Source organism: Tengunoibacter tsumagoiensis (assembly GCF_003967535.1).
In the GTDB taxonomy this organism is placed as follows: domain Bacteria; phylum Chloroflexota; class Ktedonobacteria; order Ktedonobacterales; family Ktedonobacteraceae; genus Tengunoibacter; species Tengunoibacter tsumagoiensis.
The window spans coordinates 792,261-815,340 of sequence record NZ_BIFR01000001.1; the positions used below are offsets into that span (position 1 = coordinate 792,261).

At 50.4% G+C, this 23,080-nt stretch carries 17 protein-coding genes and 1 pseudogene; 15 read left to right on the plus strand and 3 right to left on the minus strand.

The features are described 5' to 3' along the window. Nucleotides 1-80: 80 nt before the first annotated feature. Nucleotides 81-1,034, minus strand: coding sequence for a DUF7452 domain-containing protein (locus tag EL628_RS03110; protein WP_126578336.1), 954 nt, complete (start codon nt 1,032-1,034; stop codon nt 81-83). Between the two features lie 259 nt (nt 1,035-1,293). Here EL628_RS03110 and EL628_RS03115 point away from each other — a divergent pair, with 259 nt between their 5' ends. Continuing rightward, nucleotides 1,294-1,839: a hypothetical protein gene (locus tag EL628_RS03115; protein ID WP_126578337.1), complete on the plus strand. Its 546-nt coding sequence runs from the start codon at nt 1,294-1,296 to the stop codon at nt 1,837-1,839. Between the two features lie 113 nt (nt 1,840-1,952). On the opposite strand, the gene EL628_RS03120 is transcribed toward EL628_RS03115, so the two are convergent. Then, entirely contained in the window at nt 1,953-2,348 is a 396-nt protein-coding gene (locus EL628_RS03120) for a PPOX class F420-dependent oxidoreductase (protein WP_126578338.1), read from the minus strand. Nucleotides 2,349-2,931: 583 nt separating this feature from the next. On the opposite strand from EL628_RS03120, the gene EL628_RS03125 reads away from it, so the two are divergent. The 14 genes and pseudogenes from EL628_RS03125 to EL628_RS03185 all read left to right on the plus strand — a co-directional run bounded on the left by EL628_RS03125 (nt 2,932) and on the right by EL628_RS03185 (nt 21,933). After that, the gene (locus EL628_RS03125; RefSeq protein WP_126578339.1) at nt 2,932-4,149 is read left to right on the plus strand and encodes a WD40/YVTN/BNR-like repeat-containing protein; all 1,218 of its coding nucleotides are present in this window, start codon (nt 2,932-2,934) and stop codon (nt 4,147-4,149) included. Nucleotides 4,150-4,497: 348 nt separating this feature from the next. Further along, a complete protein-coding gene (locus tag EL628_RS03130) occupies nt 4,498-5,334 on the plus strand; it encodes a serine/threonine protein kinase (protein ID WP_161975237.1) in 837 nt (278 codons plus the stop codon). A gap of 142 nt (nt 5,335-5,476) precedes the next feature. After that, on the plus strand, nt 5,477-5,692 hold the full coding sequence (locus EL628_RS03135) for a carboxymuconolactone decarboxylase family protein (RefSeq protein WP_126578341.1): 216 nt from the start codon (nt 5,477-5,479) through the stop codon (nt 5,690-5,692). Nucleotides 5,693-5,710: 18 nt separating this feature from the next. Next, nucleotides 5,711-5,980, plus strand: a complete 270-nt coding sequence (locus EL628_RS03140) for a carboxymuconolactone decarboxylase family protein (RefSeq protein WP_126578342.1) — start codon at nt 5,711-5,713, stop codon at nt 5,978-5,980. 152 nt (nt 5,981-6,132) lie between these two features. Beyond that, nucleotides 6,133-6,198 (plus strand): annotated as a pseudogene (locus tag EL628_RS30950) (LacI family DNA-binding transcriptional regulator); the annotation flags it as partial. Nucleotides 6,199-6,249: 51 nt separating this feature from the next. Next, complete coding sequence (locus EL628_RS03145; RefSeq protein ID WP_126578343.1) at nt 6,250-7,200, plus strand: LacI family DNA-binding transcriptional regulator; 951 nt, start codon at nt 6,250-6,252, stop codon at nt 7,198-7,200. Nucleotides 7,201-7,502: 302 nt separating this feature from the next. Further along, nucleotides 7,503-8,972, plus strand: a complete 1,470-nt coding sequence (locus tag EL628_RS03150) for an ABC transporter substrate-binding protein (protein ID WP_126578344.1) — start codon at nt 7,503-7,505, stop codon at nt 8,970-8,972. 132 nt (nt 8,973-9,104) lie between these two features. Then, nucleotides 9,105-10,118 (plus strand): carbohydrate ABC transporter permease, encoded by a 1,014-nt coding sequence (locus EL628_RS03155; protein WP_126578345.1) that lies wholly within the window; start codon nt 9,105-9,107, stop codon nt 10,116-10,118. Nucleotides 10,119-10,133: 15 nt separating this feature from the next. Beyond that, the gene (locus EL628_RS03160) at nt 10,134-11,018 is read left to right on the plus strand and encodes a carbohydrate ABC transporter permease (RefSeq protein ID WP_126578346.1); all 885 of its coding nucleotides are present in this window, start codon (nt 10,134-10,136) and stop codon (nt 11,016-11,018) included. Nucleotides 11,019-11,072: 54 nt separating this feature from the next. Beyond that, the gene (locus EL628_RS30210; RefSeq protein WP_126578347.1) at nt 11,073-13,901 is read left to right on the plus strand and encodes a CBM96 family carbohydrate-binding protein; all 2,829 of its coding nucleotides are present in this window, start codon (nt 11,073-11,075) and stop codon (nt 13,899-13,901) included. A 141-nt stretch (nt 13,902-14,042) separates the two neighbouring features. Further along, nucleotides 14,043-16,754 carry a CBM96 family carbohydrate-binding protein gene (locus tag EL628_RS03170; protein ID WP_126578348.1) on the plus strand — a complete coding sequence of 904 codons (2,712 nt, stop codon included), beginning with the start codon at nt 14,043-14,045 and terminating at the stop codon, nt 16,752-16,754. 169 nt (nt 16,755-16,923) lie between these two features. Next, on the plus strand, nt 16,924-17,949 hold the full coding sequence (locus EL628_RS03175) for a zinc-dependent alcohol dehydrogenase (protein ID WP_126578349.1): 1,026 nt from the start codon (nt 16,924-16,926) through the stop codon (nt 17,947-17,949). A 483-nt stretch (nt 17,950-18,432) separates the two neighbouring features. Next, a complete protein-coding gene (gene ftsH, locus EL628_RS03180) occupies nt 18,433-20,421 on the plus strand; it encodes an ATP-dependent zinc metalloprotease FtsH (protein ID WP_126578350.1) in 1,989 nt (662 codons plus the stop codon). A gap of 288 nt (nt 20,422-20,709) precedes the next feature. After that, nucleotides 20,710-21,933, plus strand: coding sequence for a beta propeller repeat protein (locus tag EL628_RS03185; RefSeq protein ID WP_126578351.1), 1,224 nt, complete (start codon nt 20,710-20,712; stop codon nt 21,931-21,933). Between the two features lie 465 nt (nt 21,934-22,398). Here EL628_RS03185 and EL628_RS03190 read toward each other — a convergent pair whose 3' ends face one another. After that, nucleotides 22,399-22,992 carry an HAD-IA family hydrolase gene (locus EL628_RS03190; RefSeq protein ID WP_126578352.1) on the minus strand — a complete coding sequence of 198 codons (594 nt, stop codon included), beginning with the start codon at nt 22,990-22,992 and terminating at the stop codon, nt 22,399-22,401. Nucleotides 22,993-23,080 lie beyond the last annotated feature (88 nt).

Below are 23,080 nucleotides of genomic sequence, written 5' to 3' on the forward strand. Positions count from 1 at the left end.
GTAGGGCCCATCATTCATGATGGCCGTGGTACCCCCCACCGCTTTGTGAGCCCCTCACGATGGCCGACATCCCCCTTTGTTTACTTCTTTTGATAGGGCGAGTATGGACTATAGAAGGCCAGAACATTAAATGAAGCTCCATTAGGAACAGCACTTAGATCCTGATTGAAGATGGCCCATTGACTATTGTAGTACCAGACACCGATATTATGATTGTTGTAGACGCTATTGGGATAGTAGCTGGGTGTCGTAAAGACCAGGGCTTTCGGATTGTTATTGGTTACTGGATGGTTTAAGTAAGTCCAGTCGTAGACACTATTATTGGGGTCTGCTGTATGCCTGAAGGCTCCATAGACCTGGTAGGAAAAGACATACACATTGAAGCTTGCCCCAACGGGCATCGCAGCAAGATCTTGATTGAAGATCGACCATTTTCCGCCATGATACCAGACACCAATGGGATGATTATCGTAGATTCCTCCAACCCCATTAGGATTCCAGTTGGGCGTCACAATAATGAGAGCACGAGGGTTGTTATTGCTCAGTCTGCTGCTAAAATCAGTAAAATTGGCAGCGATGTTTGATTGGGTTGCCGAGTGTACAAAGACGCCGGTATAGCTAGAGTTGGGAAGGGCATAAACATTGAAGGCTGCTCCATTAGGAATGGCCGTCAGATCTTGATTGAAGATGGCCCACTTCCCACCATGATACCAGACTCCAATGGGATGGTTATCATAGATTCCGCCGCCACCATTGGGGTTCCAGTTTGGGGTCACAAAGACAATTGCCCTGGGGTTGTTATTGGTTACCGGATTATCAAGATCGGTCCAGTCATAAATGCTGTTGGATGGCGTTGCAGTATGAATGTAGACAATCGCACCACCACCACTGGCATGCGTGTCGCTCCTGGCCAGTGCTGCGGCTGGTGGAAGCAGTCCGCCTAGCGCAACCAGTGCCATCCCCAACACACCTACAAAACCCATTCGAGCGCATACGATGCGGAAAGCAGCACATACAGTCGCAAATCTGTTCATCTCACTCCTTTAATACCGATTCAATCGATAAAGAATGCATAATCTTTTTTGCCCGCGTTTCTGCTACAAGGCCTACGTTTATAGAGGAGATTTAGACCTCTACTTTACAGTATAAGTGTGGCTACTAACGATCGTGATCAATGTGCACGTTATTTGTCTGCACCTGTCCTCAAAGGAGTGCCAGATCCGTTGAATAGATAGAAGGATCTCAGATGTATATTGTTTCGTAGTGTTTCCAGGAAGTTGAAAGGATTAGCCTATGCCTGATCAGAACCTTCATGCGGTCATCCGCACCTATTTAGAGCGTGCTAACGAGCAGGCTAAAAGCCATACGACTGAACACTTTATTGAGCTAGATTCTGTGCAATTTCTGCGTGAGCGGCTGGCACCAGGGTATTGTTTAGAGTTAATTGAATATGCCTATCAAGATGGGGGGAAGCGTCAGGATAGTGTGCTGTTAACGCAGGACGCGCAGGGGCGTCTCAATGTCTTAAGCGGGGGAGCGCAACATGTCGATGAGGTGCCCATTATCTTTAATCGTGCGAATCGGCAGGATACTCCGTTTTTACGCCTGGGCTGGCAGACCTGGCCCAATGGACCATTTTGCGCCCGAGGGGCTGTCATTGAAAAGGGTTTTGAAGTCACCCGGGTGCGCCTGATCGATGCGAATGGATCTCATCTGGAATCAGATGTGCAGAATCATCTTGTCCTGTTCCTCTCTGAACAGGTGCTGACACCTCCTTTTACCATTGAGTTTTATAATCGAGCCGGGGAGATTATTGGCATTGAGGTTACCCGCCAGTAAGGTTATACAACGGCTCACGATGTAAGACGGCTCTCATAGCCGTCTCTAATCCAATCTCTGGTGGCGGACAGCCCCATGAACGCTTTCATAGAGACCAGTGAGCTTCAGGGGGGTCAGCCCATGGCCGTAAAGTGTTCTGGTTTGATGGTCACAATGATGCCCTGATCAGTGGGCTGGCGATAGGGGTAGACATCCAGGCCCATATATCTTTTGGCCATGGCATTTACAAAATGGTTATCGGTATCATCCTCTATCTTTATCACTTTGCCACGCAATTCGAGGTAGTGGTAGGCATTCTCAGGATCAAGGATGGAGAGCGCGACGCGTGGCTCCCTCTGGAGGTTATGAAATTTCTGGCCTTTGCGCGTATGCCCAAAGCGAAGATAGGTACCATCCCAATCAAACCAGACAGGGCTGGATTGGGGCGAGCCATCAGGACCCACGGTGGCAATGTGAGCAAAGGCGACTGACTTCAAAATATTTTGATGCTGTTCAGGAATAAGTCCCATGTTTTACCTCCCATGCATACGATAGGATCATTTTGTGGCGGACCACTCTCTTCATTCTATGTCTCCCCAGTCAAATTATCTTCATCGTTCTAGCATCCTCAAAAGGAAGGTGTCAAGCTCAGTCTTTCGTCTTTCGTTTTTCGTGTAATAAGTGTTACCATTTGCGCAGAAGCAGAAGTAGAAGCGCCTATGAGCCAGGAAGGGGGCGAGAGGCGAGTCGGGAAGCTCAGCGGGACGCGACTGCGGTCTGGTCCGTGTCCTGGGGGACAATGAATTGAAGGGATCAATTTATGAGGCTGACGACAGAGGCCAGACCGCAGTCGCGCCCGAAAAATAAGATCATAATATTATTTGCATCTTCTTCGCGATGCTTCCTTCTGCGAGAACTTTTCCCGCACCAGAGGATAAACCTGGAACTGGAATCCCTGAAAAGAGAGCCAGAATGGCACAACTTTTCAGGTCAGTAATGCGTTTCTTTGAGTGTAGCTGGTAGTAAAAGATTAAGATCAATTGATAGTGTTGACAATAGTGTAGAGGTCACGAAATGATCTAGCAGAAAGAAGCGTGAAGGATTATGCAAAAGATGGCTAAGCGTCAGCTTACTGTGTTGCCGATGATCTGGCGTCTACTAATGTGGTTGCTTAGCGCGTCTTTATTAGCCGTATTAACGGCCTGTGGCACTGATCCAGGGGTTGGCACTGGCCTGCCGACCTCTACTCCTGAGAGTACCGGGACGATCAGTGTGGCAACTGCGACGCCAGTGCCGGGCAGGGCCGCCATTCCCTTGACCTCTATTCGTATGCTCAATGCTACAAGTGGTTGGGCTTTAAGCGAGACAGATATCTTGAAGACGCAGGATGGAGGCCTGCACTGGAAATCTTTGAGGCAGATTCAAGTTGGTGGCCTGGATGCACAGCCCCAGGGAGCTTTTATGGATAGTAACCATGCCTGGGTGGCCTATCATGACGCGCAGGGCCCCAATGGAACCTTTACCATTCTACGTACAACTGATGGGGGCGCAAGTTGGCAGAACAGTAACATCAGCTCTGCGTTAGATGGCATCAGCACGCCACACTTCGTCAATACTCAGTGGGGTTGGATTGAGGCCTATCACTTTCAGGGCATGCACCATACCAGCGGCGAACTTTTCCGCACCAATGATGGTGGAGTCAGCTGGAGCCTGATAGCCAATACCGACGCGCAGCCCCAGACGGGTCTCACCAATGGCGGCAACGGTCTCTCATTTAAAGATACCCAGAATGGCTGGATTACTGGTGAGATTCCATCCAGTAGAGCCTTTTTAGAGACGACAGGTAATGGTGGCGATGCCTGGCACGCGCAGTCTTTGCCTATTCCTGATGGGCTTACCAGCGAGTCGGTTGGAGATACGATTACCACGCCTCCAGTCTTTTTTGGCAATGATGGCCTGTTGCCCGTCTCGCTCTTCTCAAATGAGACAGATTTTGACATGTATATTACCCATGATGGTGGACGCACATGGGCTGCTCAGCCCCTTGCCAGATTAGATATGAATCAAAATGGCGATGCTAGCATTGATAATATCTATGTGTTGACTATGAATCAAAGCTGGATGAATGCCAAAACCGGCTTCTATGGCTCAACCGATGGCGGAAAGACCTGGCATCACCTTTCGGATCTGCCACAGCCCATTGGTAAGATGAGCTTTGTCGATGCCACTCATGGATGGGCAATTGGTACGCGGAGCAACAAAAATCCTCTGTTGTTAGCTACGAGCGATGGTGGAAAGACCTGGCAACAGATGAATTACACCTTACAATAAGAGGGTCCGGCGGCCATTATGATGGGTGCCACAAAGCGGAGGTTGGTCCGGCGGCCATCATGATGGGTGCCACAAAGCGGAGGCGGGTACGGCGGCCATCATGAATGATGGGCCCTACCTTCTTGGAGCGATAAATCGCTTATGAGAGGTGCCACAAAGCGGAGGTGGGTACGGCGGCCATCATGAATGATGGGCCCTACCTTCTTGGAGCGATAAATCGCTTATGATGGGTGAGAACGCGCCCTCTTGCCATCTCACCCATTTTTGTCTGAAGCGGAGACCGTCGTTCATGAATCCATCCACACTTAATTGAGCGTATAAAAATTAAAGTGCATGGATGAGGTGACGATGAGCGATCGTACAGGTCAAATAATGGGCAATTATCGATTGTTGCGCCTATTGGGTCAGGGTGGTTACGCTGAAGTCTATCTGGGTGAACATCTTTATCTGCCAATGCAAGCAGCCATCAAAATAGTACATGGTCAGATTGAGGCCGGTGAGCTAGAGAGCTTTAAACGAGAGGCGAAAACCATTGCCATTCTCAAACATCCTCACATCCTCCGTATCTTTGATTTTGACTTTGCAGGGCTCACTCCTTTTATTGTGATGGACTATATTCCTCATGGCACCCTGCGTGATCGCTACCCCCTGGGCAGTATCATGCCATTGCCGCTCCTTGTGAAGTACGTCAAACAGATCGGTTCGGCGCTCCACTATGCACATCAACAGCGCTTCATCCATCAGGATGTGAAACCAGAAAATATCTTGCTTGAAAACGAACAGAATGTCATCCTTAGTGATTTTGGCTTTGCGACCCTGGTCCATAATACGGCCTCCTTACCGATCCAGAATGCGTTGGGGACAGTGCAATATATGGCCCCGGAGCAGATCCAGGGAAAGCCACGGCCAGCTAGCGACCAGTACGCATTATCCCTCATGGTCTATGAGTGGCTCTGCGGCACCAGGCCCTTTAAAAGCCGCTCCTTTAACGATCTTATGCTAAGCCAGCTTAAACAGGTGCCACCAACCCTGCGTAGCCAGGGGGCCCGCATTCCTCAGGCAGTTGAACAGGTTGTCCTGACTGCCCTTTCCAAAGAGCCTCATCAGCGTTTCTCCAACATTCAGGCCTTCGTCAATGCTCTTGAGCAGGCCGCCATGGGTACCCCACTAATAAGAAAAAGTTGACTCCCCTGCATAGAAAGCTTGCCAGCCCCTTGCCAGAGCATACTACACCAGACCCTTGCCAGAGCATACTACACCAGACCCTTGCCAGAGCATACTACAATAGTAGCACCAGACACATCCAATCTAAGGAGCAAGCGAAGTCATGCCACGGATTCAGCCCGACGACTCCATACCTATTCCTGAAGATGCAAGCTTTGCTACAATGGGCACACTCTTTCAGACCATGAGTAGCCGCCCTGAGATCATGCAGCAGACGATGAAACTGCTGGAGACTGTCATGAGGAGTGGCACAGTTGAGATCAAGCTCAAAGAACTTCTCGCCATCCGCGTCTCGCAGGTAAATCACTGTTTTTATTGAATGAGCGCACATACTGCCTTGGCAAGGCAGTTCGGCGTAAGTGAAGAGCTGCTCGATGCACTCTATCACATTGATGAACAGCACCAGCTCTTTTCTGATCGTGAACTGGTGGCGCTGCGCTATGCAGAATTGATGACCACAAGCGCACGCGATATAAGCGAGAACATATGGGATGAGCTTAGAGCCAACTTTGATGATGGCGAGATCGTTGAGCTATCTTCCGTAATCGGGCTCTTCAATTTCTTTAATCGCTATGCAGATGCCCTGGAATTGCATCAAAAAAGCTGATTTAGCAATTCTCCCCTTGACAAGAAACCGGTTTCCGGCTACACTATGCATATGCAGAAACTGGTTTCTAAGAGGCGAAACCGGGCTCCTGGAAATCATTAGAAGTAGCGAGGCATCCGACACTGAACGAGAAAAAACTGACCATTCAAGACATAGCGCGGCTAGCAAATGTCTCCAAAGCGACTGTTTCGCGGGTTCTCAATAGCAATGCCAGTGTCGATGCGGTCTTACGTGAGCGCGTATTACAGGTTATTAAAGAACAGAACTTTGTGCCAAGCATTAATGCCCAGGGTCTCAATGGTCGTAGCCAATTGCTTGGTATTTTAATGCCACGCTATCTCTGGCCTGCTTTGCAAGAGATAACGTGGGCGATTGCAGATTATATAACCAATGAGACGCGCTACGAAATTATTTTTTATAGCTGCTCCAATGATAATGGGGATGGTTATACGCGAGTGCTGGATCAGATTGTTAGCACAAACCTTGTTGCCGGTCTGATCGCTACTCTGTATGATCAATCACCTGAGCATCTGGTTGAACTTTATGAGCAGGGGCTCCCCGTTGTTTTATTGGACACAATTGGCTTGCAGACCAACTTACCGACGGTCTGTGCGGATCACTATAGTGGAGCCTACGAAGGAGTGAGGTATCTGCTTGAGTCAGGTCATCGGCGCATCGGGTATATTCAAGGAACGGCCCATTGGAAATGTTCCCATGATCGCTATCGAGCCTATTGTGATGCTCTGGCCTCTTATGGATTGCAGCCAGACCCGGAGCTGTTTCAGCAGGCGGAATATACTCCAAAATCAGGAGAAGTGGCCGCAAGAGCTTTGCTTACGTTGGAAGATCGACCAACGGCAATCTTTGCCACTAACGATGATATGGCCTCGTCTGCCATTATGGTGGCTCAGGAGCTCCATCTGCATGTGCCAGAGGATATTTCAATCCTTGGCTTTAACGATGATCCTGTCCCATTTGTGCGTTCAATGCTTACGACAGTCCATCAACCCTTCAGTACGATGGCCCGTTGTGCGGCTGAACTATTGGTCTCACAGATCCAGACGCAGTATCGGTTTTCGGATGAATTGCAACGGATTCTTCAAATGACAACACGTCCAACGTTCGCACGTGAATTAGGAGAACTGCCAATGCCCTTTTCGCTTCAATTTCCAACCCATCTTGTTACACGAACAACAAGTGCTCGCAGAACTGCGACCTGAGCCGCCCATTCTGCGGTTCATTAAGCGCTAAGCACCCTTTTCCAGCACAATTTTTCATGTTTATACGAATGCAAGATCCTGTACCCAGATGTCTTGTTGCTATATCGTTATGTCCAGACATCCGTTTGGCATACCAGGTAATAGAAGGACGCTTTGCTGCTATCTCCTCGGCTAGAGGCGGGGATGGAGCTTAAAGATGCTTAAAGGAAAGGATATTACACAAGAGATCTTGAGAGTGAATGGCAAAACAACCAATCTAGCTGTTTAGAATGATGTATTTTTCATAGCAAAGGAGCGATGTAATGTATTTCAAGAATACCATGAACCGTCGTCGTTTCATCCAATCTGCCAGCGCTGCGGCAGGTCTGGCCACCCTTCCAGGTTTACTGGATGCCTGCGGATCGCAGGATGCAGCTGGCACAGTGACCCTTAAATACTGGGATTTTTATGTCACACAGGCCCCCTGGATTGATAACGAGATCAAACTGTTCCAGCAGGCACACCCTGGCATCAAGATTAAAAAATCGACGCAGTCTGTTGGTGATTACGCCAATCTCTATTCGCTTGCCGTTCGTAGCAATAATACCCCCGATATTGCAATGATTCCTCAGACGCCAGTCTTCAATGATCAGGTTGCCAAGGGCTGGTGGCAGCCGCTGGATAAGTGGGCTGACGACAAATGGCGCTCCAGATTCATTCCCAATACGCTGCATGAAGGCAGCAATATCTTCAACGGGAAGCTGTACTCAGTTCCACTGGAAGGACTGGCCGTTCCATTCCAACTGTATATCAACCATAGCGTCTTCCGCGCCGCCGATCTGGTTAATGCCGATGGCACCATCATGATTCCACGCACGTGGGACGATGTCACGCATGCCTCTGAGGCGATCACCAAGAAGAGCGGTGGTCAGGTCTATGGTCTGGGCTTTGGCAATAGTGCCTATGATGTCTTGAGCTGGTGGATGTTCGTCTTTATCATTGGAGCCGGTTGTCCTGGTGGTCCTGGTGATCCTGATCTGCGCACAGGTAAATACGCTTTCCATAGCAATCGTAACTATGCTGATTGGTTGAACCTGTTAAAAGAATGGAAAGATAGGCAGTATATCTATCCAGACTCTATCAGTATCTCGGACGAGGTTGCGCGCGCCTATTTTGAGCGCGGCAAGTTCGGTATGACCATTGGCGGCATCTGGGATCAGCCGGAGTGGACCTCGCATCAGTTTACCGATTACAGCCTGACCACTCTTATTACTCCGAATAAAGAGCCCGATAGCTACTTCCCGATTAAACCAGGCGGCACCTTTACAGCGATCTCATCCAAATCGAAGCACCAGGATGAAGCCTGGGCCTGGTTCGATTGGCTGGCAAGCGTAGATGCTGGCAAGCGTTGGGTAGAGATGGGCGAAGGACTCTCGATCTTCCCACAGAACAACGATCCCAAGAACAATTCTCAGCCCCACTTCAAACAATATATTGATACTGCCAAATTCTCTGTTCCTGGGCCAGATCCAACTATTCGTAATCCTAATGTTGGTCTCGTTGTTCCTCAGACCGTGAAACCAGCCATGGGCGATATCATCGCTGGCTATTACACCGGCCAGATCAGCAATATCTCCGATGCCTTGCAGGAGCTGGAGCAGAAGTCCCAGAAAGCCCTCGAGGATGCCATCGCTGTGACCAATCAGCAAGGTCATAAGGTCAGCATCGATGATTATATCTTCACTGATTGGGATGTGAAAAAGCCCTATGTAACGAAGCCGAACAAGGCGTAAGCGCCCGGGCTGCAAATGGCGTTCAGTCCGGTCTGGAGAGCAGCGACATTATGTCCAGCTATAGGCTTGCTGGAACAGAGCGTTCCTGCTTATACAGGCCGGGCCCGATCAGAACTAGAAGGACCTTGCGTCATGGTATCACCTACTTTGCTTCAACCAAAGGATGAAAACAGACCGAAACGGATCGTACGGGAACCCCAGAAGCGCTCTCTCTGGCATGAGATTCGCAGTGGTGGCTGGTCGTATCTCTATGTTGCACCTATGTTTATCCTGCTAGTGGTGTTTGCGATCTATCCATCTTTTGCATCACTTGGATACACCCTTTATCAATGGAATGGAATTGGGGACCCCACGGTCTTTGTCGGCCTCGACAATTTTAATAAGGTGATGCACGATCCTTTCTTCTGGAAGGCCTTTAGCAACACCTTTGTCTATATGCTGGTCCTGGTTCCTGTGCAGTTAACGCTGGCCCTTGCACTGGCGCTGGTCTTAAACAACCCCAAATTGCGCTTTGCTTCGGTCTATCGAGCGATCTTCTTTATTCCAGTTGTGACCTCGGCTGCCGTGATTGCGGTAGTGGTGCAGTTGATTATGTCTACCTTCGGGGATGATATTAATAAGATGCTCATCAACCTCCACATCATTCAGCAGCATATCGACTGGCTGGGCGATCCACACTTTGCGCTGGGGATCGTGATTGTGATCGGCATCTGGAATACATTGGGCTATAACCTGATCTACTTTCTGGCAGGCTTGCAGACTATTCCGCTGGAGCTGTATGAAGCGGCGCGCATGGATGGTGCTAATGCCATCAATCGCTTTTTTTCGATTACGGTTCCGATGCTTCGCTCGGTCGGGCTGATCATCCTGATTCTGGCGATTCTAGGTAGCTTGCAGGTCTTTGACATTGTGCTGGTGTTGACCGATGGCGGCCCCTATGGCGCGACTGAGGTAGTAAATACCTATATCTACCATCAGGCCTTTGGTGGAAATTCGCGCAATCCTGTTGAGCCCAATGTAGGCTTTGCTTCTGCTGCCTCTTTCTTCTACGGGGTAGTGATTATGGGGATCTCTGTGGCTCAGCTATTGCTCTTCCGCTATCTCAATCGTCAACGTCAGGCCACAATGAATACTGTAGAGGGATAGAGAGGTGTCATAGCCATGGCTTTTATACCACAATCTCATGGGCAACCAGTACAGCGCAGACCTCGAAAGCAGCGTCTGAAGATCCAGCCAATCTGGTTTGCCCATCTGGCTCTTATTGCGGGTGGCATCATCTGGATGTATCCCTTTCTCTGGATGTTGGGAAGTTCATTTAAGACAAACAAAGATTTCTTTGATCGTGGCTTAAATATCTTTCCAGGACAGATTGCCTGGTCCAATTATATTGATGCCTGGAATAAAGCGAGCTTTGGGACCTACTTTCTGAATACGGTGATTACGGCGGCCTTCTCTGTGCTGTTCGTGCTGCTCTTCACTTCAATGGCGGGGTATGCTCTGGCACGCACAAAGTTTCCGGGCAAAGGATTGATTCTGGGTCTGATTGGCCTGACGCTCTTTCTGCCCCATGGCTATACCATTCTACCAACCTTCGATATTATTCAGAAGTTGGGGCTACTCAATTCGTTGGCCTCGATCATTACTGTGCAGACTGCGGGTGGCATGGTCTTTGGAACCTTTCTGTTCATGGGCTATTTCACAACCATTGATCGTGAGCTTGAGGATGCCGCCCGCGTAGATGGAGCCAGCTATCATCAGATCTTCTGGCAAGTGATGCTTCCATTGGCGCGACCGATGATTGCAACAGTGGCTCTCTTCAACTTTATTGGGGCCTGGAACAGCTTCTTCTTTCCCCTGGTCTTTACCCTGGGCGTACCCGAACTGCGTACTCTGGCAGTAGGAATGTATGCCTTTATTGGTCAGAACTCGGTGGATTGGACGTTGCTGGTGGCGGGGGCCGTGATTACGCTGGCTCCTATTATGATCGTGTTCCTTTTCTTGCAGCGCTACTTTATCAATGGTATTGCCGGTGCTGTGAAATCGTAGGCACTGGCCGTTAAGACAAAAGCTGAATGACGATGTTGTTGAAAGGATTTAGAGATGCGCAATCGTTTTGCGTCTGGGCGAGGACGCCTGTTCTTTCTTGCTTGTAGTGTGTTCTCTCTGATCCTGCTGGCCTCCGGGCTGTTGGCGCTTCCAACAGCTCGGGCAGCAGGGATCGTGGATCTGTCCGCTAATTATAGCTGGAAGCCTCTAAAAGTTGGTGGTGGTGGTTTTGTCACTGGTCTGGTCATCCACCCAACCGCTTCTAATGTTATGTTTGCTCGCACCGATGTAGGTGGTGCGTATCGCTGGGATGCTAAGACACAGAGCTGGAAGCAGATCATTCTTGGCTCAAATGTGCCTGGCCCTGTCCCAAATGATTATAGTGTCGATAGCATTGCCCTGAGCAAAAAGAATAGCAAGGTCGTGTATATCTCGGTGGGGAATGATCTGACGCAGCAGAATGGTCGTATTCTTAAAAGCACTGATAGCGGTAATAGCTGGACCGATAGCGGCTATCGCTGGAGCGTTGGCGGAAATGCTGACAATCGCACTGGTGGTGAGCGCTTAGCCGTTGATCCCAATAACGGGAGCGTGGTCTACTTCGGCTCTCGTATGCAGGGGCTCTGGGTCAGTACCGATAGTGCAGCCCACTGGAAACAGGTCTCTCCCGATCAGGTTCCACTGGGTAGCAATAGCAGTGGTGCTGCTACAGGGATTAAATTTATCCAATTTGACCCTGCCAGCCCAATCGTTCATGGGAAAACCAGCCGTATCTATGCAGGTGTCTCAGGTGCTGGTGTCTTCCGTAGCGATGATGCTGGCGCAACATGGACAAATATCCTGCCCTTTACGGATACCACCATCCCGTTTGATCAGGCGCTTAGTGCGGATGATCAGCTCTATGTCTCTTTACAGTCCAGTGTCGATAAAGGTCTGGTCAAAAAATATAATCCACAGACGAATAGCTGGGCCGATATTACGCCTCCTGTCTGGGGAAATGGATATGTGATCGCGACCGATCCATTTGATGCGCAGCGTGTCTTTGTAAGCGATGGTGGCATGCGCGACGGCCACTTTTTCCGCTCAACAACTGGTGGGCTGACCTGGGATACCCTGAATGTAGCAATCAGTTCTCCGACTATTCCCTGGATTACGCAGACGGATGAGACCAACTGGCTTTCGGCTGGTAAGCTGGTATTTGATCCTCATACGCAGAATAAACTCTGGTTCCCACAGGGGACTGGCGTCTGGGAGGCCACAAATCTCAGTGATACGACCATCACCTGGAACTCGGTGACAACCGGCATTGAAGAGATGGTTGCCAACGACGTGATTGCTCCTCCAGGTGGGAAAGCGATTACCGTCAATCAGGATCGCAACGGCTTCTATCATGCCAATCCTGATGCCTTCCCTGCTAAGACTATCCTGACGAGCAAGTTCTCTGATGGGACCAGTTTAGATTATAGCGGTGGGACGCCCAGCTTTGTGGTCGCAGCCTCCTCCGATACCCGTTTTATTAATCCCAGTCAGAGCGGCTACTCGACGGATGGTGGGCAGACCTGGACTCAATTCACAGGCATGGCAAACTACCCAGATCTGTATGGCGGCAATATTGCAGTCTCTGCAACGGACACTAATAACATTGTCTGGTTGCCAACATGGAATAAGAAGCCCTATGTGACGACCGACCGTGGTGCGACCTGGACCGAGTTGACGATGCCTTTTGCCAATGTCAATGTGATGCACACTATGATCTGGTGGGGCTGGAAGAAAGCTTTAGATGCAGATAAGGTCACTGGCGGCCAATTCTACATTTATAGCACCGACAATGGTGGAGAGTTCTTCCGCTCAAGCAACAGTGGTCAGACCTGGGAGCAGGTGCCCGGACCGGTTCCACCCAGCGGCAACAACGATGCCCATGTCTTTGGGCAGGTACGAGCGGTGCCTGGTCATGCTGGCAATGTCTGGGTCAGTGTTGCTCAAGGCGGTCTCTACAATACCACAGACGCAGGCACGACCTGGACCAAGGCCAGTGAGGTGCAGGATGCTCAGGCCTTTGGCTATGGAGCGCCTCTGGCGGGCTCAACCTATCCCACCATTTTTATGTATGGCAAGGTCCATGACCAGTGGGGTATCTGGCGCTCAAGCGATCAAGGTGTTACCTGGAGTAAAGTGGCTCAGTATCCCGGGAATCTCTATGATAGCGTCAATACAGTAAATGGCGATATGAGTATTCCTGGTCGTGTCTACGTAGGCTTTAGCGGAAATGGGTTCCTCTACGCTGACGATAAATCGTTGCCGAAGGCTACACCGACTCCTAATTCAAGCGTGACTCCAACCGTTACGCCGAGTCCAACGGCGACACCAAGTCCAACGCCGACGCCAAGCCCAACGCCAACGCCAACACCAAGCCCAACACCGACACCGAGTCCAACGCCCAATCCAGGCACGACTACGCTTTATGCAACAGCGGATCGTGACAATTGGGCTCAAAGCACTGGAACTGAAACCACGCTCAACGTCAGCCTCTATCAGTATAGCTACCTGAAATTTGACCTCTCGTCTGTTGGCTCGATTAGCTCGGCTCATCTTAGATTGTATCGCGACCTGGCTGATGCTGGCTCCATCTCCATCACAGCCTATCAAGTTAGCGATAGCTCCTGGGTTGAGACCAGTAATACCTTGCCAGCGACTGGAAATACGCTGGGAACGGTCACATCCCCTGGCTCTGGTTACGTTGATTTTGACCTTACCAGCTACATTCAGAGTGCTAAAGCCAGTGGAAATGTTGTGAGCATCGCAGTGAACGCAAGTTCGGCCTCATGGCAGAACATTGATTCACGCGAGCATGTTACCAATGTTCCTGAGCTTGTCATCTCGTAAGGTGCCTGGCTTGTAAGAGTGTATCTGAAGAGAGCAGAGCGTTTCCTGAATGTGAGCTCCCTTCAGATACACGCTAAGGTTGACCAGAGTTTGATGGATTGATTTTTCGACGAAGAGAATCATAGTCTCAAGGAGTGACAGATGTGCAAAGGAATTGCAATGGTGCATCACCGGCAAGATACTAGCAGCAAACGCTTGCTGCCACTAATTCTGCTGCCGATCTTATTACTTGTACCATGGCTCAGCTTGCAACAGCCAGGCCATGTTCAGGCGGCAGATCTTACGACCAATTATTCATGGAAACAGTTGCGTGTGGGAGGTGGTGGCTTTGTCACGGGGCTTGTCATTCATCCCACCTCGCAGAATGTCATCTATGGGCGCACCGACGTAGGTGGTGCCTATCGCTGGGACGCCAGCAGCCAGTCCTGGTCGCAGATCATTCTTGCAAACAATATTCCCAATCCCACTTCAGGCGACTATGGAGTGGATAGCATTGCAGTAAGCAAGCAGAACGATCAGGTCGTCTATGTAGCGGTTGGAAGCACCTATGATAGTTCGCCTTATCCCGACAATGGACGCATCTTGAAGAGTACCGATCGTGGCAATCATTGGAGCGACAGTGGTCAGCGCTGGTATATCAATGGGAATGGTGATTATCGTCAGGGTGGTGAGCGGCTGGCCGTTGATCCCAACAACGATAATGTCGTCTACTTTGGATCGCGCACCGAGGGGCTCTGGGTGAGCACCAATGCGGGGGGAAGTTGGAGCCAGATCTCTACAAGTAGTATTCCAGCAGGCAGCAATAGCAGTGGCACGCCAGCAGGCGTAAAATTTGTCGTGTTTGATCCCAGCGGCGGCACAACCTCTGATGGTAAGACAGAGCGGATCTATGTCGGGGTTGCGGGTCAGGGCATCTATCGCTCTGATAATGCAGGTGGGAGCTGGTATAACATCTACTCTACAACTCAGATCCCTTACCAGGGTATCGTCGCACCAGATGGAACCTTCTATGCCACCTTCATGCCAGTAAGTGGCCTTGGTTCAGTCCAGAAATACAATCTCGGTACGGGCTCGTGGTCCGATATCACACCGCCCAATGGCGATACGGCTTACACAGTCGCGATTGATCCTTTTAATAGTCAGCGCCTCTTTGTTAGCCCGGGTGGTATGCGCAACGATCATTTCTGGCGCTCAACCAATGGTGGGAGCAGTTGGGATATCCTTCAGGTCTCAATTAGTTCAACCTCTATTCCCTGGATTACCCAGACCGACGAGGCCAACTGGCTCTCCAGTGGGACCATTGTGTTTGATCCTTTTGTGCAGAACAAGCTCTGGTTCCCTCAAGGAACAGGCGTCTGGAACGCGACGAATCTGAGCGATACCACCATCAACTGGAACTTCAATTCCAACGGCATTGAAGAGATGGTTGCCAACGACGTGATCGCCCCTCCAGGTGGGAAAGCGATTACCGTCAACCAGGATCGTAATGGCTTCTATCATGCCAATCCCGATGGCTATCCCGATAAGACCATCCTGACAAGCAAGTTCTCCGATGGGACCAGCCTCGACTATAGCGCGAACAACCCGAGCTTTGTCGTCGCAGCCTCCTCTGATACGCGCTATATCAATCCCAGTCAGAGCGGTTACTCTAATGATGGAGGACAGACCTGGAATCAGTTCTCGGGGATGGCGAACTATTCAGATCTCTATGGCGGCAATATTGCAGTCTCGGCAACGGATACGCGGAATATCGTCTGGCTGCCAACAAATAATGCAAAGCCCTATGTGACCACCGACACCGGAGCCAGTTGGAACAAACTGACATTCTTTAATAACGTCAATAATCTCCACACCATGATCTGGTGGGCGCAGAAGAAGGCCCTGGACTCAGACAAAGTCATTGGTGGTCAATTCTACATCTATAGTACCGAGAATGGTGGAGAGTTCTATCGTTCAAGCAATAACGGCCAGGATTGGGTAAAGGCTCCCGGGCAGGCTCCCAGCAGCAGCAACAATGATGCCCATGTCTTTGGGCAGATACGAGCGGTCCCTGGTCATGCCGGTCATATCTGGATGAGTACAGCGCAGGGTGGGCTCTCCTACACCACCAATGCAGGCGATTCCTGGAATAAAGTCAGCGCAGTCCAGGATGCTCGTGCTATTGGCTATGGTGCAGCGATCAATGGAGCCAGTTATCCAGCTATCTTCGTGTATGGCAAGATCAACAACAATTGGGGCGTCTATCGCTCCGTTGATCAAGGTGCGAGCTGGGATCTGGTCTCCTCCTATCCAATGAACCTGGCAGATACCGTCACGACCATCAATGGCGACATGAGTATTCCCGGGCGCGTCTATGTTGGTTTTGCGGGCAATGGCTTTGTATATGGTGATGATACTACCCTGTCTTCCTCTACCCCCACTTCACTGGCTCCAATTGCGGATCGTGATAACTGGGCCCAGAGCACTGGTAGTGAGAACACGCTCAACGTCAGCATCTACCAGTACAGCTACCTGAAATTTGACCTATCGTCTATAAGTAGTTCCATCAACTCAGCCCATTTGCGCGTCTATCGCAACAATGATGATCAGGGGTCGATCACATTGACAGCCTACCAGGTTAGCGATAATTCCTGGGTTGAGACAAGCAATACATTGCCTGCGCCGGGGAGTGCCATTAGCAGTATCACCTCGCCAGGCATTGGCGTTGTCGATTTTGACCTGACGAGCTATATTCAGAGCGCTAAAGCCAGTGGTACTAGCGTGACGATTGCCTTAAATGCCAGCTGTCAGAATTGGCAAAGCGTCTATTCACGTGAGAACAGCACAAATCAGCCAGCCCTTGTAATCTCGTAGACTGCGATTTTCAAACAGCAGTCGCGGCAAAACAGATGGACCTCTCATACTGTTCATGAGGGGTCTGTCACCTTTTTGGGATCAATAGAAGCTTGTATTGTTATTTTTATGCTAGAGCTTCACTTATTTTGCGTCATATCAGCTCACCAGTATTCAGGGGGAGATACCAATGGATTCATTAAATATTGTCTTTACAGGGAAAGATCAGGTCGAAGTGTATGAAGAACCGGTACGTAAGCCGGGAGCGAGAGACATCCTGGTGCAGGCCAATTATTCGCTCATCAGTACTGGAACGGAGAGCATCTGTTTGAGCCGGAACTTTGATCCGGGCTCGCATTGGGATGGATGGATCAAATATCCATTTCATACAGGCTATAGTCTGGTAGGACGGGTAATTGAGAAGGGAGCAGAAGTCACGAATGTAGAGGTGGGGGCCAGAGTAGCGCTGCGTTGTGAGCATAAGCAGTACACCGTCGTCTCCACTGATGAGATCGACATCTATCATATTCCTGAAGGAGTTGCTGAGGAAGACGCCACCTGGTTTCATATCGCCACGATTGTCCAGAATGGAATACGCTACGCGGAACACAGGCTGGGAGATACCGTAGCCGTCATTGGCCTCGGACTGCTAGGGCAACTGGTTGTACAATATGCCCGTTTATTGGGGGCGCGCCAGATCATTGCAATCGATCTTGCGGAGCCCCGTCTGGAGATGGCAAAAGAGCATGGAGCCACAACCGTACTCAAAATGGGAGCCGCCCAGGCGCGTGACGAAGTCCTGAGACTAACAAACGGCCAGGGAGTGAATATTGTCTATGATGTCACAGGAGCGGCCCCGGTCTTTGCGCAGGCCCTTCAATTACTCCGTCCCTTTGGTCGACTGGTCATTCTGGGCGACACAGGCTCACCAACGCAACAGCATCTCACCAAAGATGTCATCACCAAAGGCATCTCCATTGTCGCAGCCCATGATATGCATGGAGAGTTTGTAGCGAGCGAGCGCTGTTATTGGAATAACCTTCATCAAGGCGAGCTCTTCTTCGAGTACATACGTCGTGGTGATATGCGTGTGCATGACCTGATCACCCATCGGTATGCGCCTCAGCAGGCAGCCGAAGCGTATCGAATGCTGACGCGTGAGCGTAGCAGCGCCATGGGCGTCATTTTTGATTGGAATAGCCTGGCCTCTCTTTAGCGTGATGGTCTCGTCTGGGACACCATATGATACAATAGAGACAAGACGTTTTACACTTGTCGTGGTGTCTCATTCGTTATCCCTGAGCCTCCTCATGTTCAGAGACTCGTAGATAATCTCTATACGAATCTGTCCTCTGGCACGTCATTTTAAAGCGGGGCACTCTGTTGGCTGTAAGATGAGAGCGGCGAGCTGCAAGCATAAAGCGCTCTCAGCCGGTCAGGATAGTGCAGGCAGGCTGGTGAGAATGCAACCAGGAAGTGATATAAAACGTATGTATCTCAAAACTCATGCGAGTGAGCCGACCCTTCTCTTGTGCTGTACCAAAATCCTGGTGGGGGTGAGTACAGGTAGACGAAAGGTGAGAGTACGTGTAATATGATGAGATCATATTGCGCACAGGAGAGCAAATATATTCGTGTGTCTCATACCAGACGCCCCTCTTTGGATGTCTCGACAGATCAAGAAAGCAGGTCTGAACTAATGGATGCTCAGGCTACGTATATGTATCAGAACCCGAACGAACCGGGTCCACGGGGATCACAGCGCCCCGATAGCGGAGGCAACGGCAATAATGCTGGCGGTAGCCCAGGCGGTGGTGGAACCTCCCTCCTGTTTCGTATTGTTATTATCGCCATCGTCGTTATTGTAGGTCTCTATCTATTTCAGATCTTTACGCAAGGGAGTGGTGGTGCAAGTCCCAATGCGGGCGAGATTTCTTACAGCACATTCTATGCCCAGGTGAAGCAAGGAAACATTGATAAGGTCACCTTCCAGGGACAGGATGCCTATGGCTCTTTCAAAAACCCCATCACGATTGAAAGTACGGGGCAGCAGCGGAAAGATTTCCACCTGAATACCCTTCCAAATGGAGACACCACCCTTACGGACCTTTTGTTGCAACAACATGTGAATTTCCAGGGCAAGCCAGTACAGGACAACAATATTCTTTTCAGCGTATTGTTAAATTTACTCCCCTGGATTCTGGTCTTAGGCGTGTTCTACTTTATTGCTCGCCGCGCAACGCAGAGCCAGCAGAACATCTTTAGCTTTGGCAAGAGCCGAGCGAAGATGGTGCTGGAAGATCGACCATCAACAACCTTTGGGGATGTTGCTGGTGTTGACGAGGCCAAAAGCGATCTGGTAGAGGTCGTTGAGTTCCTGAAGACGCCACAAAAATTTCAGCGTCTGGGTGGCAAGATTCCTCGTGGCGTCTTGCTGGTAGGCCCTCCGGGAACCGGTAAAACGTTGCTGGCTCGTGCCGTTGCAGGCGAAGCCAGTGTCCCTTTCTTCTCCATGAGCGGATCTGAGTTTGTCGAAGTGCTGGTGGGTGTAGGAGCGAGCCGTGTGCGTGATCTCTTCGATCAGGCCAAGAAGGCGGCCCCAAGCATCATCTTCATCGACGAAATCGACGCTGTTGGTCGCCAGCGTGGTTCCAGCATCAATAGCAATGACGAGCGTGAGCAGACCCTCAACCAGTTGCTGGTCGAGATGGACGGTTTTGATGCGCGTCAGGCAGTGGTAGTGATTGCTGCAACAAACCGACCGGATGGACTGGATAAAGCTCTCTTACGACCTGGCCGTTTTGATCGCCGTGTGACCGTCGATCGTCCAGACTGGAATGGCCGCCTGGCAATCCTCAAAATCCATTCGCGCAACGTGCCTCTGGCCAGCGATGTAGATCTGATCACGATTGCTCGTGCGACCCCTGGTATGGTTGGTGCCGATCTCGCCAACCTGATCAACGAGGCTGCTCTCCTGGCCGCTCGCCGTAACCTGGACGCGGTCACCCAGACCTGTTTTAGCGAATCGCTGGACAAGATCTTGATTGGAGCCGAACGTCCTTTGATCTTGAGTGAGCATGATCTTAACGTCATTGCCTATCACGAGGGTGGTCACGCCCTTACAGGTCTGCTGACCGAGCATGTGGACCCAGTCTCTAAGGTCACTATTGTTCCACGTGGTCAGGCCCTTGGCGTCACACAGTATACTCCTCTAGATGATCGCTATAACTACACGCAGGATTACCTGCTTAGTCAGTTGGTAACCGCCCTGGGCGGGCGAGCGGCTGAAGAGGTTGCCATTGGCCGTATCACCACAGGAGCTGAAAACGATCTTCAGCGCGTCACCGCGATTGCGCGCCAGATGATCACCAAATGGGGCATGAGCGAACGCCTGGGAGCTATCTCCTATAGCGAGCGCGAAGATCCCTTTGCCGGAACAGCTCTGGCAAGCAATTCGCGCGAATATAGCGAGCGTACAGCCACCATCATTGACGAAGAGGTGAATCGAATCGTCTCTCGCGCCCATCAACAGGCGGTGAGCCTGCTGACTGAGCATCGTGAGACATTGGATCGCATTGCCAAAGCACTGCGCCTCTATGAAACCATCGATGCCAAACAGTTGCGTGAGATCATGATTGAGACTGGCGCCATTGATTCCGCCCCCGCTTCCTATGTGAAGCAAGCGTAGATTATCGGGCCAGCATACAGGCGAGCCCTCCAGCAGAGAGTGATATTGAACTCTCTGCTGGAGGGCTCGCCTGTATGCTGGCCTTTTACCAGGGCGCTCCATTTGAGGTGAGGGATAAAGATAGTCAAAAGGGAGTGTGCACAAAAATACCATATTTGGGGAAGGAAAAATTCGCATATCTTTGAATGCAAAACGAGTACATTTGGTGGTAAAGATAGAGTAAGCCTGAAAGCTTTGAAGGATGTTAGATTGATTCTTTAGTGCACATATGTGGAAGGGTGGATAAATATGAACGGTTTTATGAGGCCAGCACTGTTTGGAGGGATAGCCTGGGCAGCCTGGTGCGCCGTCATTCTCTCGCTGACAAGCGTAATTGGGCATGCAGCCGGGCCTGCACTGTCAGCTTCAGAACCCATTACAAAGTCTCCTCACAGTACCTGGAGCGTGGTCAATAGCGCAAATCTGGATACCAATAACTTTCTGTATGGAGTCTCAGCCTCTGGAAACGGCGATGCCTGGGCCGTTGGCGCTCATAGTCATATTCAGAATAGCACCTCTTTAGAGGGTCCTCTGGTAGAGCACTGGACCGGCAAAAAGTGGCAGATTGTCCCCGACGCCTTTCGTCAGCAACAGGCCAGGCTGACAGGTGTGGCTGTGATTAGTCCACAGGATGTCTGGGTTGTTGGATCACTGGAGAATGGAACTGGAATGGGCCTGATTGAGCATTGGGATGGCAAAAAATGGCAATCCGTCTCAACGACCGTTCCAGGTCAGTTGAAAGGGATCACTGCGCGGGCCGCCAACGATGTCTGGATCGTTGGTGTCAGCCAATCTGGTCAGCAGGCTTTTAGCCAGCACTGGGATGGTGCGCATTGGATGACCGTTCCGGTGCCATTGCCCAATCCATCTCGATACTCTGCCAATGGTATTACGGGCCAATTAAATGCAGTGACGGCCCTGGCCGCCAATAATGTCTGGGCTGTTGGGAATTTTATGACGAATAATATTGCGTTGGGCTCTCAGACCTTGATCGAGCACTGGGATGGTCAACACTGGAACCTTGTGAATAGTCCTGATATCGGGGCACAGGGCGATCGTCAGTTCAATAGTCTCAATGCTCTTGCCGCCGTCTCTGGCACCGATATCTGGTCCGTTGGAACCTATACAGGTCTGCATGGTATCTACAATCATACGCTGACCGAGCATTGGGATGGCACCAGTTGGAAGATTGTCAGTAGCCCCGATTCTGGTAATGATCTGAGCCAGCATAACGAGCTACGGGGCGTGAGTGCCCGCGCTGCTAACGATGTCTGGGCGGTAGGGACCGATCGTAGCAACCTGATTCTCGAGCATTACGATGGAAAGGCCTGGAGCGTGGCCTCTAATCCGACGCTCTCGACAGGTGCGTCTAGCAATGAATTGGATGCCATTACCTTTGTGCCGACAGGCCGTTTTCTTGCCGTAGGTGCAGCCGGGACTAATGCCGGAACGCTGGTCCTATCGCATCGCTAAACTTTTTACAATGGGCCTTTGTTTATCAATGAGAGGAACAAAGCGGGGTGGGCCCCACGGCCATCATGAATGATGGGCCCCACGTGTTTGGGCGATAAATCGCTCGTGATGGGGAAAATGTGGGGATGGGTCCGATGGACATTATGAATGAATCACCCTTTATGAGCGATTTATCGCGTGATGGGGTAGGGCCCATCATTCATGATGGCCGCGGACCCGTGAGGGGAATCCGTACATGTTCGGGTGATAAATCACTCTTTATGAGCGATTTATCGCATAAAGGTGTCGGGCCCATCATTCATGATGGCCGCGGACCCGTGAGGGGAATCCGTACATGTTCGGGTGATAAATCACTCTTTATGAGCGATTTATCGCATAAAGGTGTCGGGCCTATCATTCATGATGGCCGTGGACCCGTGAAGGAGCCATACATGCTCGGGCAATAAATTGCTTGTAAAAGGCAATTTACTTTATGAAGGTCGAGAGCTTTTGATAAAAATCTCCCATAGTGGTGTAGAGTTCTGCATAAAGCCCGGCCTCTCTGGCCGCAGTAACGTTTTTGGGGGTATCGTCCCAGAACAGAACTTCTGCGGGCTGGATATGCTCTAACTGCTTTAAGACCTCCAGAAAGAAGCCTGGATGGTCCTTTAAGTAGCCAACATACACTGATGAGAAGATCCCATCAAAAGCCTCGACAAAGTTCATTTTTTCGATCAGGTAGGCAGTTCGGTAGCGCTCCTGTTGGGTTGCCAGATAACAGCATATCCCTTGCTGACGGAGCTGCTTGACCGCCTCTAATAGCTCTGTATTGAGGCTGTATTCGGCCTCAAACCAGTAGCGTAAGAAATCTTCTACGGAGCCAGGCCAGCCCCACTTCTGTAGATAGCGAGCAAGCTCAATCTTAAGGTCAGCTTCACCAATAAGGCAAGCAGAAAATCTCTCGCGGAAAAAAGTTTGTAATTGGTCAGGGCTAATATTATAATCGCGTTTTAGATTTTTGCTCCAGTGCTCCCCATGGAGGATGACCCCATCAATATCAAAGAGTAGAACCTTAATCACTTCTTCTTCTCCTGGAGAATGACCCCATCAATATTAAATAGTAGAACCTTGATCACTTCTTCTTCTCCTGGATAATCCCCTTAAATCC